Here is a 15,720-nt window from a genome sequence, read left to right as displayed (position 1 = left end):
CGTTAACAAGCCCGCCTCCTCTTAGATACGCCACTTATAGACTCACTAAAATGACGTATCTAAGTCCTTCATTCGCTTATTTCATCGTTGGCATTGCAAACGAAACCCCTTCTCGCACACCAGCTGATGGCCAGCGCTGAGTAATGGTTTTACGCTTAGTGTAAAAACGTACTGAATCCGGACCATAAGCATGCAAATCGCCAAATAACGAACGTTTCCAACCGCCAAAACTGTGGTAAGCCACCGGTACGGGTAGCGGAATGTTAATTCCAACCATGCCCACTTGAATATGGTTTGAGAAATAGCGCGCGGCTTCGCCGTCGCGGGTAAAAATACAGGTACCATTCCCGTATTCGTGGTCATTAATCAATTGCATGGCTTCTTCCATAGTCGCCACTCGCATGACCTGAAGCACCGGACCAAAAATCTCTTCTTGGTAGCTTTGCATTGCAGTCGTAACACCATCAATTAACGTCGCTCCAACGAAAAATCCATTGGGATAACCCGCTACATTTGGGTGACGACCATCGACTACTATCGATGCTCCATCTTGTTCAGCACTCGTGATGTAGCCGATGACTTTATCCTGATGAGCTCTGGTGATAACCGGACCAAAATCATTGCTGTTATCGGTAGCAGCCCCAACTTTAAGCTGTTTCATAGCCTCCTTCATTTTGGCAACTAACGTATCCGCGGCATCATCCCCCACAGCAACAGCAACAGACAACGCCATGCAGCGCTCACCAGATGAGCCAAACGCTGCGCCTAAAAGTTGGTTAACGACATTCTCCATGTCCGCATCAGGCATAACAATCGCGTGATTCTTCGCTCCACCCAGAGCTTGACAGCGTTTGCCATGAGCGGTGGCAGTGCTGTAGATATACTCTGCAATCGGTGTGGAGCCAACAAAGCTGACCGCTTTTACTCGCTCGTCCTTCAATAAGGTATCTACTGCCACTTTATCGCCGTTCACCACATTCATGACACCATCAGGTAATCCTGCTTCTTGCAGTAGTTGAGCCACGTAAAGCGTGGCTGAAGGATCTCGCTCAGATGGTTTCAATATGAAAGTATTACCTGTCGCAATGGCAATGGGGAACATCCATAAGGGCACCATTGCAGGAAAATTAAAGGGGGTAATTCCTGCGACTACACCAAGCGGCTGAAACTCGCTCCAAGAGTCGATATTTGGACCAACATCGCGGCTATGCTCACCCTTAAGTAGCTCTGGAACTCCGCATGCGTACTCAACATTTTCTATACCTCGCTGTAATTCGCCCATCGCATCGTGGAAAATTTTGCCGTGCTCTTCACCAATAAGCTGACAAATCCGTTCCGCGTTGGTTTCCAGCAGATTTTTAAATTTGTACATAATTCGAGCACGTTTAATCGGTGGTGTGTCGCGCCAAGCTGGATATGCCGCTTGTGCAGCAGTGATCGCATCCTCTACGGTAGCTTTACTGGCTAACAATACGTTTTTTTCAGCTTCTCCCGTTGCAGGGTTAAATACTGGCTGTTGTCTGTCGCCATCCATATTGCTACGGCCGTTAATCAAATGTCCGATAGTGATCATTGCATGTTCCTCTTTTAAAAATGAAATTCGGTATTACCAAAGCTGCGCGTAAAGTTTGGCTATCTCAGCTTCAGAAGGTACTTTAGGATTATTCGCTGGTGATCCGGACGCTACTGCTTGGGCAGCCATCATCGGAATCTTGTCGAAAAACACATCTTTATTGATGCCAAATTTTTCTGGGGTAGGTACATTCAGTTCTAAATTGAGGGCACGTAACTCTTCTAGTAATTTTTCATTAGCCTGCTCGGTTGAATCCGATTCAGACGCTACGCCTATAGCACGGGCACAGTCAGCATAGCGCTCAGGTGCTGCCGGAATGGAAAATGCCGTCACATTGGGTAGCAACATCGCATTAGAAAGCCCATGTGGAACATGGAAGAACGCACCGATTGGTCGGCTCATCCCATGGACCAAAGCTACTGATGCATTTGAGAATGCGATGCCTGCCAGCGTTGACCCTAGCATCATGGCTTCACGAGCTTGTTGATTGCAGCCATCATGAAACACCGCTCGTAAATTTGGGCCGATCAACCTCATTGCTGCGATGGCTTGAGAATCGCTGTACTGATTAGCTTTTTTACTAACATAAGCTTCCATTGCATGAGTAAGAGCGTCAATACCAGTGTCAGCCGTAGTACGAGGAGGTAAACTTAGCGTGAGGTTATAGTCGATTAAAGCGGCAATCGGCATAAAGCCAGTGCCAACGCAAAGCATCTTTTCATCACAGGTTTCGTCAGTGATGATCGTAAACCGTGTTACCTCTGAGCCCGTGCCCGCTGTAGTCGGTATGGCAATGATCGGCAAGCCAGGCTCATTCACAATCCGAGGAAACTTGTAATCACGCATTTCTCCGCCATATTTCCCCAAAATAGCAATGGCTTTAGCACTGTCGATGGGGCTACCGCCTCCTACGGCTACAATGGCGTCATAGTCCCCAGCAGCAACCATTTCAACACCAGCTTTGATGGACGTGACTGTTGGCTCGGGTACCGTATCATCAAAAACATCATAAGCTATATTATGGCTCATCAAGTGGTCAGCAACCCCTTGGATATACCCCAACTTCATCATAACTTTGTCGGTTACAATAAGCGGCTTTTTACAGCCTAAATCGTGCAATATGTTTGGTAGCTCAGTGGACACAGAGGCCCCTACTTGCATTATACGAGGCAAGATAATTTGACTAGACATGGTGTGCTCCTAAATATCCGTATAACCATTTTTAGTGTCTGTTTGTCGCAGCTAACGCGACTAAACATTAGAATCAGTATGCGATACTGGGTAGCCAAGTGACGATGCCTTGCCAATAGAAGACAATCACCAAACCAAACAGTTGAATTAAGATGAAGGGCACAACACCTCGATAGATATTGCCCAGCGAAATACCCGCTGGCGCTACCCCTTTGAGATAGAACAGTGCGAACCCAACGGGCGGAGTCAAGAATGAGGTTTGTAGGCACACTGCAAAGAGGATAGTAAACCATACCAAGTCAAAACCTAGACTTGCTACAACAGGTGCAACCAGAGGTAAAATGATTAAAGTGAGTTCTATCCAATCTAAGAAAAAGCCCAGTAAAAATGTCACGAATAAGATAGTAATTACTACGCCAGTTGGTCCAAAAGGTAGGCCATGCAGTGCCCCCTCTATTATTTCGTCGCCACCAAGTCCTCGGAACACAAGTGAGAAAGCCGTCGCGCCCAGTAGAAGAGCGAAAATAAACGCGGTCGTTTTGGTTGTTTCGCGGCCAACTTCGCGTAACACCTTGAGATTTAATCGACCTTTGCTCGCAGCCAACAATGTTGCGCCAAAAGCCCCTACACCAGAGGCCTCAGTAGGCGTCGCAATGCCGAAGAAAATAGATCCCAAGACCGCTAAGATCAATCCTGTAGTAGGTAAAACGGCTTTCAATACCTCCCATAAAATCAACAAGGTTACACGTGTACTATCCTCGGCTACCGGCGCAGCAGAAGGTTTTAACCACGCATAAATCATAATGTAGCCAATGTACAAGGCAGCCAACAGCAACCCAGGAAACAACGCCCCTAAGAACAAATCGCCGACGGACAAACCAATGCGATCTCCCATCATAACGAGCATGATGCTAGGTGGAATCAAAATACCAAGCGTGCCAGTTGAACAGACTGTGCCACATGCTAATTCTTTGCTGTAACCATCGCGCATCATCATTGGTATGCCCAGTACAGCCAGAAGCACTACCGACGCGCCAATAATCCCTGTAGACGCGGCAAGCAAAAGACCCACAAAAGTAATGGTTACAGCCAATCCCCCTCGAACACGGCCAAATAGTCGAGCGAGATTAGCCATAAGGTCCTCTGCAACACCAGAACGATCGAGCATTAATCCCATAAATACAAACATAGGCAATGCCACCAACACCCAGTTGGTCATAACGGCCCAAATGCGAGGCACTGTTATCGATACATAATTCCAGTCAATACCAATAAAAGCATCTAACCAGTAGTCTGCCCCCATCGCCAAAACAGCAAATGCGACTGCAACGCCCCCCATGACCCAAGCCACAGGAAAGCCGCTAAACAAACAAGCGATGAATGTAGCGAACATTAGTAACGCTAAGATTTCATTAATTTCCATGATGGTCTCCTAGGCTTGGCTTAAAACGCGACGATTAGCAGGCACGTGCCCACCAAATAACAAAGAGACCACTTTGGAAAAGCGAGAGATTACCGCCAGCGCCAACAGCATAAAGCCAACCAAAAGCATGGCCTTAATCGCCCAACGATAAGGCAGCCCCCCAGGTGCGGTGGAGATTTCACTCATTTGCCATGAGTAATTGATAAAGGGAATGGCGTACCACATCACCACGGCCACAAAAGGCCCTAAAAGAAAGAGAATGCCTAAAAATTCTACCCAAGCCTGAGCCCTTAGGGACATGCGGTCGTAGATCAAATCAACACGTACGTGTTCGTCATAACTGAAGCAATACGACAAACCAAAAAGCCAGCCCGCAGCGTATAAATGCCACTGCATTTCTTCGAACTCGATACGCCCTTCTCCCAAGGCATAACGCATGAATACATTGATAATGATGATGCCCATCAGCACAACCCAAATCCATGAGGCCGCATTGCCAACAGTACGAAGGAATGGGTCAATTCGATTGGAAAGCCACGTATTAGGCAACGTCGTATGATGAGAGAACACGGACATGTTGATGTCTTGTTCCTGAGTAGTTATTGATCCCTGTTGCATAGAGTCCTCCACAGCAATAGTGTGCAAGTTCCCCTACCCTCGCGCTCTAGCGTAAATAGGGGAACGACATTAGCGACCACATAGGCCAATTAATGAGGAGCTATTACAAGTCAGTTGGGAGATAAGCAAGCTCGCGCCACGCCTTATACTCTTTGGAAAAGGCTTTCTGCGATTGATAAATTTTGTCGAAATCTTCATCGGTTGCCGCAATCTCAAGCATGACTTCATCGGTCAGTTGCTTCAAACCGCTCAACATTTCAGGAGGTAGTTTTTGAGTATTGATGCCTTCAGATTTGAAACGTTGTAAGACCTTCCCTTGCAGCGCTTCCCCATGAGTCAACGCACGCATAGTACCAGCTGTACAAGCCATATCTATGATCGCTTGCGATTCAGGAGAAAGACCGTCCCACACGTCTTTATTAACCACAAGATGGGAGGCAGTAAAGGTTTGATGCCAACCTGGGAAATAGTTGTTTTTGGCTACTTTATCAAAGCCTAGGATTTCATCAATCGCAGGCATAGAAAATTCAGTTGCATCAATAGCGCCTTTTTCGAGCGCAGGGAAGATCTCACTGCTCGGCATAGAAGTAACCGATGCGCCGGCTTTTTGCAGTACTTTTCCACCAATGCCCGCAAAACGTATTTTCAAGCCTTGAAAATCTTCCATTGTGTTAATTTCTTTTTTGAACCACCCCGCCGTCTCGGGCCCAATAACACTACACAACACAGGGTGAATGTTGTGCTTTGCATACAAAGCTTCACCAAGAGCTTGGCCCTCTCCTTCATACCACCACGCTGCGTACTCCCAAGGCTCCATGCCAAAAGGCACTGCCGCTAATAACGAAGCAGCTGGAATTCGGCCCTGATCATAGGCCAACCAAGCATACCCTGCATTCAACTGCTTGTTCTTCACAGCTTCCGTGATACCAAACGGCGGCACTATTTTGCCTGGTTCATAGACCTTAAACTGAATGTCTCCATTCGTGGCTTTGTTGATCTGTTCAGCCACCAACTTGATTGGGTCACCTAGACCCGGCAAATGCGTCCCGAAGACTGCCTGTACTTTCCAGCGAATCTTTTCATCGGCCGCGATAACGCCTGTTGAAGTGGTGACTAATACAGAAGCCACAGCGGAAGAGACAAGAGAGTGCTTAAGAAAACGAGTGATGCGATGCATGAGATATTCCTTTGATTGTGTATCGGGCATAGCCCAAGAATTATTTTTATATTTCTACACTTATCGTCCATAGCGATACGATACTTATCATTATTGACTAAATACGATTCGTCAACACAAAAAAATACACAAAAACAATACAAAACCTATCATTTTAAATAAATCCATTGTTTTCCAAGCAGTTAGGTGGTGTGATTTTTTTTAAAAATTTGAGAGGAAAATCTCAGAAGGCTAAAGACGAGATAAAAAAAGAATTGATTCAAAAATCTAAGAGAAAACAGATTAATTATTCGAAAAACGAAGAAAAAGGGAGGATGTGTTAGTCACTGATTACAATGCAGCAGAAGCTAGTGGTCAACCATGAGTCAACAACACAAAAAAGCCCCCACACCTTGCGGCTGGGGGCTTCTTTTAAAAGGTAATTACTTACCTGTCGCGCGCGATACGTACTCACCCGTACGAGTATCGATACGTAGCACTTCACCGATGTTGATGAATAGTGGTACACGCACTACTGCGCCAGTAGAAAGTGTCGCTGGCTTAGAACCACCGTTCGCGGTATCGCCTTTCACACCTGGATCGGTTTCCGTTACTTCAAGCTCGATGAAGTTAGGAGGGGTTACGGCTAGAGGCGCGCCGTTGTAAAGTGTAATGATGTAAGACTCTTGCTCTTTCAACCACTTAACTGTGTCGCCTACCGCATTGGCATCCGCACCGTGCTGCTCGAAAGAACCGTCAGTTGCCATAAAGTGGTAGAATTCGCCGTCAGTGTATAGGTACTCCATATCCGTATCCATTACATCTGCTGCGTCTAGAGATTCACCAGATTTAAACGTACGTTCCCAAACACGGCCTGTTTTTAGGTTACGTAGTTTGATACGGTTGAACGCTTGACCTTTACCTGGCTTAACGTGTTCATTGTCTAGTACAGCACAAGGCTCACCATCGACCATTACTTTGTTACCGCTGCGCAAATCGCTGGTAGAATAACTCGCCATAAATCCTCACAATGTCATGATTTAGATAAAAAGCTCTGAACGAACAAGATGTTCACAGGAGTTCATCGCGGAATAATTGTGCGAGACTCACAAGAGCGGAGGCCATAGGGCCAAAGATTGGCGGCCATAATAACCCAATTTAACTTAATTTTGCAGATATTTGACGTGATCCCGATTCAAAATACGACCGAAATTCATTGGTCTACTGAACTAGCACAAGCAATTAAATCTCCAGCCGAGCTGCGGCCTTTGCTTGGCCTGAGTGAACAAGACTTGCCTGACGCCCAAAAAGCCATGACCTCTTTCAAAATGCTGGTGCCAAGACCGTTCGTTTCCCGTATGGAATTCGGTAACGCTCATGACCCTCTCTTGAAACAGGTTCTTGCAGATGATATCGAAATGCTGCACGTCGAAGGTTATAGTAAAGACCCACTGGATGAAGGCAACCACAACCCCCAAAAAGCCATCGTGCATAAATACGAACGTCGTATTTTGGTGATCACCACGGGGACCTGCGCCGTGAACTGCCGCTATTGCTTCCGTCGCCATTTCCCTTATGGGGATAACCAACTGGCACAAAAAGAATGGGACAGCGTGATCGACTACTTAAAAGATCACCCCGAAGTGAATGAAGTCATTTTAAGCGGTGGCGACCCACTGATGCTTAAGGACAGCCAACTAAGACAACATATTGCCCGCTTAAACGATTTACCGCAGTTAAAGCGTCTGCGCATTCATTCACGCTTACCAATCGTAATTCCCAGCCGCATCAATGACGAACTATTGGATTGGATAGGGAAAACGCGTTTGGATGTGGTGCTGGTGCTGCACAGCAATCATGCCAATGAAATTGATCAGAGCATTGCTGATAAGGTCACCTTATTGAAGCAAGCGGGCGTCACGGTATTAAATCAAGGGGTTCTGTTAAAAGACATCAATGATTCGGTCGAAGCACAAGTAGAGTTAAGTGAAGCCCTGTTCGATGCCGGAATTTTACCGTACTACATGTTCACTTTTGATCCTATAGAAGGCGGCGCACACTTTGATATCTCCGTTGAGGAAGCCCAGCGGCTTATGGGCCAAGTTGCACAGAAGCTACCGGGCTATCTGATGCCAAAACTGGCCAAAGAAATCCCCGGCGAGCCAGCCAAAACTGTGCTGGCGCCGCATTTATAACGTCCTTAAAAACAAAAAGCCGCTCACGCGTTATGCGGGCGGCTTTTAAACACCTTCATCAAACTACACTTTGATATTGATGTTTTGTCCAATATTGCCGACCGCTGGTGCGCTAGACTGAATTTTCTGAGAGACTTGCGCAGCACTCTCAAGAAGCTGCAAAGACTGTCGTCCCTGTTCTTCCTGTTGAGTCTTCGCCATTGCTACACCCATCATTTCCATTGCGTACGATGTGCTGACATTAGTAACACTATTCATGGTCACCTCACTAGTTTGGCATCCTGCCTTTAGTTCAATAAATGAGCGGTACTTCCCAATAGTGCTCTACCGTGTTAACGGCCTACTTATTAGTCACTTTAACAGAAATTTACTCAAATAGGCAAAAGATACAAAACGTTACATAGAAAGTAACGACTCTGTTTATCTCCTATCGTTGCAAAAAGCGCAACAAACCATTGAGCCTAGCACGGCACAAAAAACGCGAAACAGGATATCAAATAGAAATAAGAAACATTATCATCAAAAATGTTAATTCATTCTTATTAAAGGAGACGTTATGTCTTTTAAGCGTTGCCTAATGCTAACCACCGCCGCAACAGCTGTGACTCTGTTTGCCAACGGCGTTTTTGCGGATGTGACCGTGGAGACCAAATATGGTCCTGTGACAGTAAAGGATGACGTGAAAACCATCGTGACTCTACACGAAGGCGCACTGGACGTAATGTCTGCTATTAACTTTCCTGTTGCAGGCTCTGTCGCAACCCGTGGTAGTGAAACCGTATCGGACTACTTAGCCGATCGCCAGCCTAACATTCATATCGTAGGTAGCGCTCGAGAGACCAATCTTGAAGCGGTTATCAAAGAGCAGCCAGATGTGATTTTGGCGTCCAACACTCTGTCTAAAGAGCAGTATTTGATCCTTTCGAAAATCGCACCAACCATTGTGCCTGAGTGGAGTTTTGACACACCTAACGCATGGCGTAAAGAAGCGGCACTGTTCGGTATAGTTACTGGCAAAAGCGCGGAAGTAGAACAAGCACTGCACGCTGTTGATACTCGTGCAGCTGAGATTAAGAAAAAAGTCGAGCAGACGATTCCAGCAGACGAACGTCAAGTTTATATCGCACGCTGGATGCCGCAAGGCCCAATGGTCATGTCAAAAGATCTGTTCGCGGGTAGCCTATTGGCGCAAACAGGTTTTGAGCCACAAGACGGTGGCTTGCTGAAACAAGGTCGCCCTCATTCGAGCATACTTAGTCTTGAAAACATTGGCGTGATCGACCAAGACTGGCTGATTATGGCGACCTTGAATAAAGATGGTCAAGAAGCCTTCGATGCTGCCAAGCAATCCAGCGCTTTCTCCCGCCTAAACGTTGTTCAAAGCAATCACGTTCAGACAGTAGATGGTCAGGTTTGGAGCAGCACTTCAGGCCCTTTGGCAGCCCAGGTGGTTCTGGATGACATTGAACAGTTATTGGACCAACAACACTAATGTTTCATCTGGTTCAGTTTTTTCAAAGGGCGCCATCGCAGCGCCCTTTAGTCGTTTGTTTTAGCCTCGTATCATTTGCCTTAATCGTGACCATTCTGCTTTCTTTGCTACTGGGTGCAGGCAGTGTTGGCATCTCAGAATCTTGGCAAGTGCTGCTCGGCCAAGGCTCCGATGAAGCCGCCTTTATTGTTTCGGAGTTACGCTGTTCGCGCACTCTGGTTGCGCTGGTGGTAGGTATGGCACTGGGCGTCGCTGGCGCCTTAATGCAAGCGGTGGCACGCAACCCTCTAGCGGAGCCTGGCCTACTTGGCGTCAGTGCTGGGGCTTCATTTGCCGTGGCAATGGCGTTATTAATGGGCGCCAGCGCTGCCACTTTATCAGCTGGCGTGGCGCAAATCGGCGCTCTAGTCGCTGTTTTTTTGTCATGGCTGCCGCTCGTTTGCAAGGTCAATTTAAAGACCCTGTGCGCTTGGTCTTGGCGGGTGCCGCACTCAGTTCATTGCTTACCGCACTCACCTCTATTCTGCTGATGTACGATCAACGTGCCGCCGATGAGATTCGCTTTTGGGTCACCGGCAGTGTCGCAGGTCGCTCGTTAGATAGTTTGCTGACCGTTCTGCCCTATTTTCTAGTCGCCGCCCTATTAACGCTTTATGTGTCGCGCCCACTAGCCTCCATGGCATTGGGTGAAAAGGTGGCCCTCGGCCTAGGTCATAATCCGCGAGTCGTTCGCTACTTCGTTATGCTGGCCGTTGCTTTACTAACTGGCTCGGCAACGGCGATTGCGGGACCGATTATGTTTGTCGGTTTGGTCGTACCGTTTGCCGCGCGATCCTTAGTGGGGCCAGATATTCGCCGCACTATGATTATGTGCTTACCGATTGGGCCATTGTTGATTATCAGTGCTGATATTTTAACGCGCTTGATTGCTCAACCTGCCGAGATGCCACTGGGCGTTTTGACCGCTATCGTCGGGGCTCCAGTTTTAATGTTGATTGTGCGCGCCAAACGGCTACCTACATTGGCTTAGGAGAATTGATTGATGTCTATTTCGGATGCTTCTCAGCCTCGTTTAAGTGCCCCAACAGGGCATTGGTTGCTGTCTTTCGGTACGAGCACCATGTTGCTGGATAAAAGCGCTATTAAACGCAACCTAATGCTAAGCTTCGCGCTACTCGTAACGGGTATTGTCAGCCTCGGCATCGGCACCTTATCCGTGACCCCCAAAGAGGTGGTACTTGCCCTTCTCGGTCAAGGCGATAGCATGACCCAATTCGTCATTAACGAATTACGCCTGAACCGCTTGCTCGCCGGCATATATACCGGTGCAGCCTTTAGTATCGCTGGCTGTTTGATGCAAACTGTGGCTCGCAATCGTCTCGCCACACCCGGCATTATCGGTATCGATAACGCCGCCATGGCGTTTGCTGTGGCCTCAGTTGTGGGTGTGGGAATTAGCTTTGCCCCCTCTGCAATGGCGTTAACGGGGGCTGCCACCGCTACCGCACTGGCTTTTATTATTGGTGGTGGCAGTGGTACCCGAGGTTATCGTTTTATCGTCGCTGGCTTAGCAATTGGTTCAGTGTCTGCAGCTGCCTCGCAGCTACTATTAACTCAGGTACATATTGATACCGCCAACGAAGCCTACCCTTGGACAGTGGGCAGTTTGTCAGGACGTCCAGAAGAACAAATACCTGTTATGGGTTGGATCACGCTAGTTGGCGTCTTGGTCAGCATGGTGCTTTGCTATCGTTTTCAACTGATGGCCTTTGCCGATGCGGTGATCACAGCTCTCGGACACACGCCGAATAGACTGCGTTTTGCCGCGGTAGTCATTGCGGTGGTTTTGACAGGCTTTGCCGTCGCCGTGGCCGGCCCCGTCGGCTTAGTGGCCCTAGTCGGGCCGGAAATGGCACGCACCTTTGCCCGCCACAAAGGCTTACCACTGCTTTCCAGTGCTATCTGCGGCGCCATTGTTATGGTGTTGGCGGATCTCGCTGGCAGAACCTTATTAAGCCCAATTGAAATCCCAGTGGGGGTGATTACCGCTGTTGTCGGTGGTCCTTACCTACTTTGGATCCTGATTCGCAAACCTAAGCAGAGCTCCCTATGAGTCAAACTACTCAAGCGCCTTTAGGCACCGATTCGATTACCTTACAACACTCGGATCACGTCATCATTGAAGACTTAAGCGTTCAATTTCCAGAAGGCAAAGTAACCGCTATCGTTGGCCCGAATGGTTGTGGCAAGTCCACTTTATTGAATGGATTGTCACGCGTTCATCATCCAAGCAAAGGCCAAATCGTGTTAGAGGGCCAAGATATCCACAAATTGCCAGCAAAACAGGTAGCCAAAAAGCTGGCCCTACTGCCACAAGAAACCTCCGCCCCGGATGGCATCACCGTACGCGAATTAATTCGCTTTGGTCGCCATCCACACCAAGGTTTTTTAAAACAATGGAGCATGGATGATAAGAGCGCTATTGAATTCGCTTTGCGTGCCGCCAGTCTAGAGAATCTTGGTGATCGACTGTTAGATACCCTTTCTGGAGGACAGCGCCAGCGCGCCTGGATTGCCATGTCGATCGCGCAAGAAACACCATTGTTACTGCTTGACGAGCCAACCTCGGCACTAGATTTAGGCCATCAAATTGAAGTGTTTGATTTGATTCGTGAACTGTCCAAGGCCGGTAAAACAGTGATTATGGTGGTACACGACTTGGCCATGGCTGCACGCCATTCTGATTATTTAATAGCCATGAAAGGGGGGCAAATCGTGGCGCAAGGGGTTCCAAAAGATGTGATCACACAGGATATTCTCGACCATCTTTACGGTATACAGTGTGATTTGCTCGAAGACCCACATACTGGTGCACCGATCTTATTAAACGTTCGTCGCAGCCATACGCCCATGCAGCGGTGCCATCAAGCAGAGGTCGCTAAGACGCAGACAGTAGGCGAACGCCAAGGACACATGACCCACGCCTAAATAACCATGCTACTCAGCCAGCAGCAAACTGGCTGAAAAAGCTTTCTTTAAGCGTGTCAGCAGTACTTGGCTGCGCTTAGGTAAATGACCGTAGGCATAGAGTAAGTAGAGCGGTAATTTAGGCGCACGCCAATTGGGTAACACCCTGATCAAATCACCCGGATGATGACGCTCGCGCATGGCCACTAAGTAATCCGGTAAGATACCCACGCCTCGACCATTAACAATGCTGTCCAAGTGAAAACCCATCAAGTCCGTCGTTAAACGAGACCTAGGCATGGGGATTTCATGGTAGCCATGTTCTTCATGGAATAGAGAAACGGTTGTGTCATTAGAATAGAAATCGTGCAGATTCACCCACTCATACTGCTCCAAATCCTGTGGTGAATCGATCGCTTGATGACTTTCTAAAAAGCACTTGTGGGCATACAGACTGCAATTTAGCTCGCCTAACAATTCAGACTTGAAATTACTATCCTGCAAAGCCCCCATAAACACTGCGACATCAGTCTGTTCACGCACATCATCGAATGTAGACAGGGTGTAGACATCAATATTGATTTCCGGAAAGGCCTCTAAATAATCAAAGATTTCTTGTGTTACCCAAGAGCGACTCAGTCCCGTAAACACACCAACATTGAGATGACCTGAAACGGTTTCTTTTAAATCGTCCACAGTGCGATGGGCACGATTAACGGTATCTAAAATCGATTTGGCAAACGGTAAAAAGGCGTTTCCCGCATCGTTAGCGAACATGCGGTTGGCTTGGCGACGCATCAACGGCTGACGCATCACCTCTTCAAGATGTGAGATTCGACGACTTAACGTCGACTTCGATACCCCGATCTCTTTTGCACTGGCGCTGAGATTTCCCGTTTCCACCACCGACACAAAGCTTTTCAAATCGTTTAAATCGTACACTGTCATTCCCTCTTGAGTCGTTACCGTTGTCATTTCTGCAACGCACCATCGCAGGACAATCTTACACAAATCAGCAAGAATACAAATGATAAACATTACCATTTAATTTTGCTTTTTTCGTTCATTTTTAAGGATATTGCATACCATGCGTAAGTTCTCTTTCTCTGTCATTGCTGCGAGCATCGCGCTGGCTCATACCGCACATGCCGACACCGTCAACTTGAATGAATTGGTTGTCAGTGCTTCGGGGTACGAACAGAGTACACAAAATGCAGCCGCATCCATTACGGTACTTAATTCCGAAGAGATACAGAAAAAGAGTTACCGTGATGTGACTGACGCTCTGTCTGCGGTACCAGGTGTCTTTGTTACCGGTGGAGGTTCTTCTTCAGACATCACCATGCGAGGCCTAGAAGGCAAGTACACCTTGATCATGGTCGATGGTAAGCGCCAAGGCAGCCGTGAGACTCGCCCTAACTCTGATGGCCCCGGTATTGAGCAAGGTTGGCTGCCACCTATTTCGGCAATCGAGCGTATCGAGGTGATCCGTGGCCCCATGTCTTCCCTGTACGGCTCTGATGCTCTCGGGGGGGTGATCAACATCATCACTAAAAAAGTACAGTCTGAATGGCACGGTCAACTGGGCTTGGGCACCACCATTCAAGAAGACAGTGCTTCTGGCAACAGTATGAGCACAGATTTTTATGCCGCAGGTCCATTAGTTGACAATAAGCTGGGGCTTGAAGTCTTCGGCCAAATCGCTGAGCGAGATGAGGACAGCATCCTTGATGGCTACGCGGATCAAGATATGCAGAACATCACCAGTAAACTGACATGGATGCTAAACGAAGAGCAATCGATCAAATTTGAAGCTGGAACCGAAACACAAAAACGTATCAACACCCCCGGAAACTCTATTGATTCATTGGACCGTAACGGCAATCCCAATACGGTGAATAACCAAGAATACCAACGAGATCATTTCTCGGTGACCCATGAGATAAAAACCGACAATGGTCAGCACACTACTTACCTAAGCTACGAAGACAACGATAATAAAACCCGTGACATGCAGTACCAATCCACTGTGCTAAACCACCAAAGCCATCTGTTCTTTGATCAGCACACATTAACCGTGGGTGGTCAGTTTGAGAACCAAACTCTCAATGATTCCGGTAACAGTTTACCAAGCGGTTTGAATGAAATTGAACGCTGGCAAGGTGCCCTGTTTGCTGAAGATGAGTACTACCTAACTGAGACTTTCGCGCTCACAGCAGGTTTGCGTTATAACGAAGATGAAAACTACGGCAGCGAAGTCACTCCCCGCGTATACGGTGTTTGGCAAACTACGGATAACGTGACGATTAAAGGTGGTATCAGCGCGGGGTATCGCTCACCAGACCTGCGTCAAGCAACAGAAGGTTGGGGACAAGCCACTGGTGGCCGTGGCGGTAACGCGGTAATCATTGGTAGTGAAGATCTCAAGGCTGAAAAAAGTTTAAGCCATGAAGTGGGTGTGGCATGGACCGATCATCAAGGCACAAAAGCCGAAATCACGGCCTTCTACACAGAGTTTGACGACAAAATTACCGAAGAACGTATTTGTGAAACACCAGACGGTCAAGCTGACTCTTGTAATTTCCAAGGCCATGATTACAACTTTATCAGTCAACGCATGAACGTAAACGAAGTGGTGACGCAAGGGGTGGAAGCTTCATTTGGTATGCAGTTGTTACCTGCACTGGCGTGGGATATTGGCTACACCTTTACCGATTCAGAGCAAAAGTCTGGTCAATTTTCTGGCCAACCACTGAACCGTATTCCAAAGCACCGCGTGCACACCAACTTGTCTTGGGACGCCACCGAGAAACTGAACATCTGGGGCGAAGCCAACTACATTGGTGAAACCACTCAAGGGCTTAGCCGAGTCAGCATGACCGAAGAGCTCCCAGACTACACCTTGGTAGATACTGGTCTAAGCTACAAAGCTAATGACTCGGTAACCTTCTACGCAGGTATCTACAACTTATTCGATAAGAAAATCGATCAAGAGACTTACGATAAGGTGCTAGATGGCCGTCGTTATCAAGCGAAAGTAAACGTTTCTTTCTAACTGGCATTCACTCTCCCCCTTAAGAAAGCCCAAAGCCCCTAAGCGTTCTC

At 47.7% G+C, this 15,720-nt stretch carries 13 protein-coding genes and 1 pseudogene; 6 read left to right on the top strand and 8 right to left on the bottom strand.

The window, feature by feature from the left end; all coding sequences use genetic code 11:
* Nucleotides 1-76: 76 nt before the first annotated feature.
* From ASC49_RS14340 to efp, 6 genes are all read right to left on the bottom strand, one after another.
* Nucleotides 77-1,573, bottom strand: coding sequence for a CoA-acylating methylmalonate-semialdehyde dehydrogenase (locus tag ASC49_RS14340; RefSeq protein ID WP_055463936.1), 1,497 nt, complete (start codon nt 1,571-1,573; stop codon nt 77-79).
* Between the two features lie 33 nt (nt 1,574-1,606).
* On the bottom strand, nt 1,607-2,764 hold the full coding sequence (locus tag ASC49_RS14335) for an iron-containing alcohol dehydrogenase (RefSeq protein ID WP_055463935.1): 1,158 nt from the start codon (nt 2,762-2,764) through the stop codon (nt 1,607-1,609).
* 73 nt (nt 2,765-2,837) lie between these two features.
* A complete protein-coding gene (locus tag ASC49_RS14330) occupies nt 2,838-4,187 on the bottom strand; it encodes a TRAP transporter large permease (protein ID WP_055463934.1) in 1,350 nt (449 codons plus the stop codon).
* A gap of 9 nt (nt 4,188-4,196) precedes the next feature.
* The gene (locus tag ASC49_RS14325; RefSeq protein WP_055463933.1) at nt 4,197-4,805 is read right to left on the bottom strand and encodes a TRAP transporter small permease subunit; all 609 of its coding nucleotides are present in this window, start codon (nt 4,803-4,805) and stop codon (nt 4,197-4,199) included.
* Between the two features lie 103 nt (nt 4,806-4,908).
* On the bottom strand, nt 4,909-5,982 hold the full coding sequence (locus tag ASC49_RS14320) for a TRAP transporter substrate-binding protein (protein WP_055463932.1): 1,074 nt from the start codon (nt 5,980-5,982) through the stop codon (nt 4,909-4,911).
* Nucleotides 5,983-6,404: 422 nt separating this feature from the next.
* Entirely contained in the window at nt 6,405-6,980 is a 576-nt protein-coding gene (gene efp, locus ASC49_RS14315; RefSeq protein ID WP_055463931.1) for an elongation factor P, read from the bottom strand.
* Between the two features lie 165 nt (nt 6,981-7,145).
* Between efp and epmB the strand changes: the two genes are divergently transcribed.
* Nucleotides 7,146-8,156: an EF-P beta-lysylation protein EpmB gene (epmB, locus tag ASC49_RS14310; protein ID WP_055463987.1), complete on the top strand. Its 1,011-nt coding sequence runs from the start codon at nt 7,146-7,148 to the stop codon at nt 8,154-8,156.
* A 63-nt stretch (nt 8,157-8,219) separates the two neighbouring features.
* Here the strand turns inward: epmB and ASC49_RS14305 are convergent, their stop codons facing one another.
* On the bottom strand, nt 8,220-8,414 hold the full coding sequence (locus tag ASC49_RS14305) for a hypothetical protein (RefSeq protein WP_055463930.1): 195 nt from the start codon (nt 8,412-8,414) through the stop codon (nt 8,220-8,222).
* 298 nt (nt 8,415-8,712) lie between these two features.
* On the opposite strand from ASC49_RS14305, the gene ASC49_RS14300 reads away from it, so the two are divergent.
* From ASC49_RS14300 to ASC49_RS14285, 4 genes and pseudogenes are all read left to right on the top strand, one after another.
* The gene (locus tag ASC49_RS14300; protein WP_072242126.1) at nt 8,713-9,648 is read left to right on the top strand and encodes an ABC transporter substrate-binding protein; all 936 of its coding nucleotides are present in this window, start codon (nt 8,713-8,715) and stop codon (nt 9,646-9,648) included.
* Nucleotides 9,648-10,591 (top strand): annotated as a pseudogene (locus ASC49_RS14295) (FecCD family ABC transporter permease); the annotation flags it as partial. The gene ASC49_RS14300 and the pseudogene ASC49_RS14295, both read left to right, overlap by 1 nt.
* Before the next feature lie 99 nt (nt 10,592-10,690).
* Nucleotides 10,691-11,761, top strand: coding sequence for a FecCD family ABC transporter permease (locus ASC49_RS14290; RefSeq protein ID WP_055463929.1), 1,071 nt, complete (start codon nt 10,691-10,693; stop codon nt 11,759-11,761).
* On the top strand, nt 11,758-12,636 hold the full coding sequence (locus ASC49_RS14285; RefSeq protein ID WP_082443851.1) for an ABC transporter ATP-binding protein: 879 nt from the start codon (nt 11,758-11,760) through the stop codon (nt 12,634-12,636). The genes ASC49_RS14290 and ASC49_RS14285 overlap by 4 nt, the downstream gene beginning before the upstream one ends.
* 9 nt (nt 12,637-12,645) lie before the next feature.
* Here ASC49_RS14285 and ASC49_RS14280 read toward each other — a convergent pair whose 3' ends face one another.
* Nucleotides 12,646-13,590, bottom strand: a complete 945-nt coding sequence (locus ASC49_RS14280) for a LysR family transcriptional regulator (RefSeq protein WP_162265216.1) — start codon at nt 13,588-13,590, stop codon at nt 12,646-12,648.
* Nucleotides 13,591-13,702: 112 nt separating this feature from the next.
* On the opposite strand from ASC49_RS14280, the gene ASC49_RS14275 reads away from it, so the two are divergent.
* On the top strand, nt 13,703-15,670 hold the full coding sequence (locus ASC49_RS14275; protein WP_055463927.1) for a TonB-dependent receptor domain-containing protein: 1,968 nt from the start codon (nt 13,703-13,705) through the stop codon (nt 15,668-15,670).
* Nucleotides 15,671-15,720 lie beyond the last annotated feature (50 nt).

This window comes from Marinomonas fungiae (assembly GCF_001418205.1).
Classification (GTDB): Bacteria; Pseudomonadota; Gammaproteobacteria; order Pseudomonadales; family Marinomonadaceae; genus Marinomonas; species Marinomonas fungiae.
Note: the sequence above shows the minus strand (reverse complement) of the source record. Positions and strands in the feature narration are given on the sequence as shown.

Bases quoted from the DNA above. Each gene is read 5' to 3' on its own strand.
- efp (WP_055463931.1), bottom strand. From the start codon at position 6,980: ATGGCGAGTTATTCTACCAGCGATTTGCGCAGCGGTAACAAAGTAATG.
- ASC49_RS14300 (WP_072242126.1), top strand. From the start codon at position 8,713: ATGTCTTTTAAGCGTTGCCTAATGCTAACCACCGCCGCAACAGCTGTG.
- ASC49_RS14275 (WP_055463927.1), top strand. From the start codon at position 13,703: ATGCGTAAGTTCTCTTTCTCTGTCATTGCTGCGAGCATCGCGCTGGCT.
- ASC49_RS14340 (WP_055463936.1), bottom strand. From the start codon at position 1,573: ATGATCACTATCGGACATTTGATTAACGGCCGTAGCAATATGGATGGC.
- ASC49_RS14335 (WP_055463935.1), bottom strand. From the start codon at position 2,764: ATGTCTAGTCAAATTATCTTGCCTCGTATAATGCAAGTAGGGGCCTCT.
- ASC49_RS14280 (WP_162265216.1), bottom strand. From the start codon at position 13,590: ATGACAACGGTAACGACTCAAGAGGGAATGACAGTGTACGATTTAAAC.
- ASC49_RS14325 (WP_055463933.1), bottom strand. From the start codon at position 4,805: ATGCAACAGGGATCAATAACTACTCAGGAACAAGACATCAACATGTCC.
- ASC49_RS14330 (WP_055463934.1), bottom strand. From the start codon at position 4,187: ATGGAAATTAATGAAATCTTAGCGTTACTAATGTTCGCTACATTCATC.
- ASC49_RS14285 (WP_082443851.1), top strand. From the start codon at position 11,758: ATGAGTCAAACTACTCAAGCGCCTTTAGGCACCGATTCGATTACCTTA.
- ASC49_RS14305 (WP_055463930.1), bottom strand. From the start codon at position 8,414: ATGAATAGTGTTACTAATGTCAGCACATCGTACGCAATGGAAATGATG.
- ASC49_RS14290 (WP_055463929.1), top strand. From the start codon at position 10,691: ATGTCTATTTCGGATGCTTCTCAGCCTCGTTTAAGTGCCCCAACAGGG.
- ASC49_RS14320 (WP_055463932.1), bottom strand. From the start codon at position 5,982: ATGCATCGCATCACTCGTTTTCTTAAGCACTCTCTTGTCTCTTCCGCT.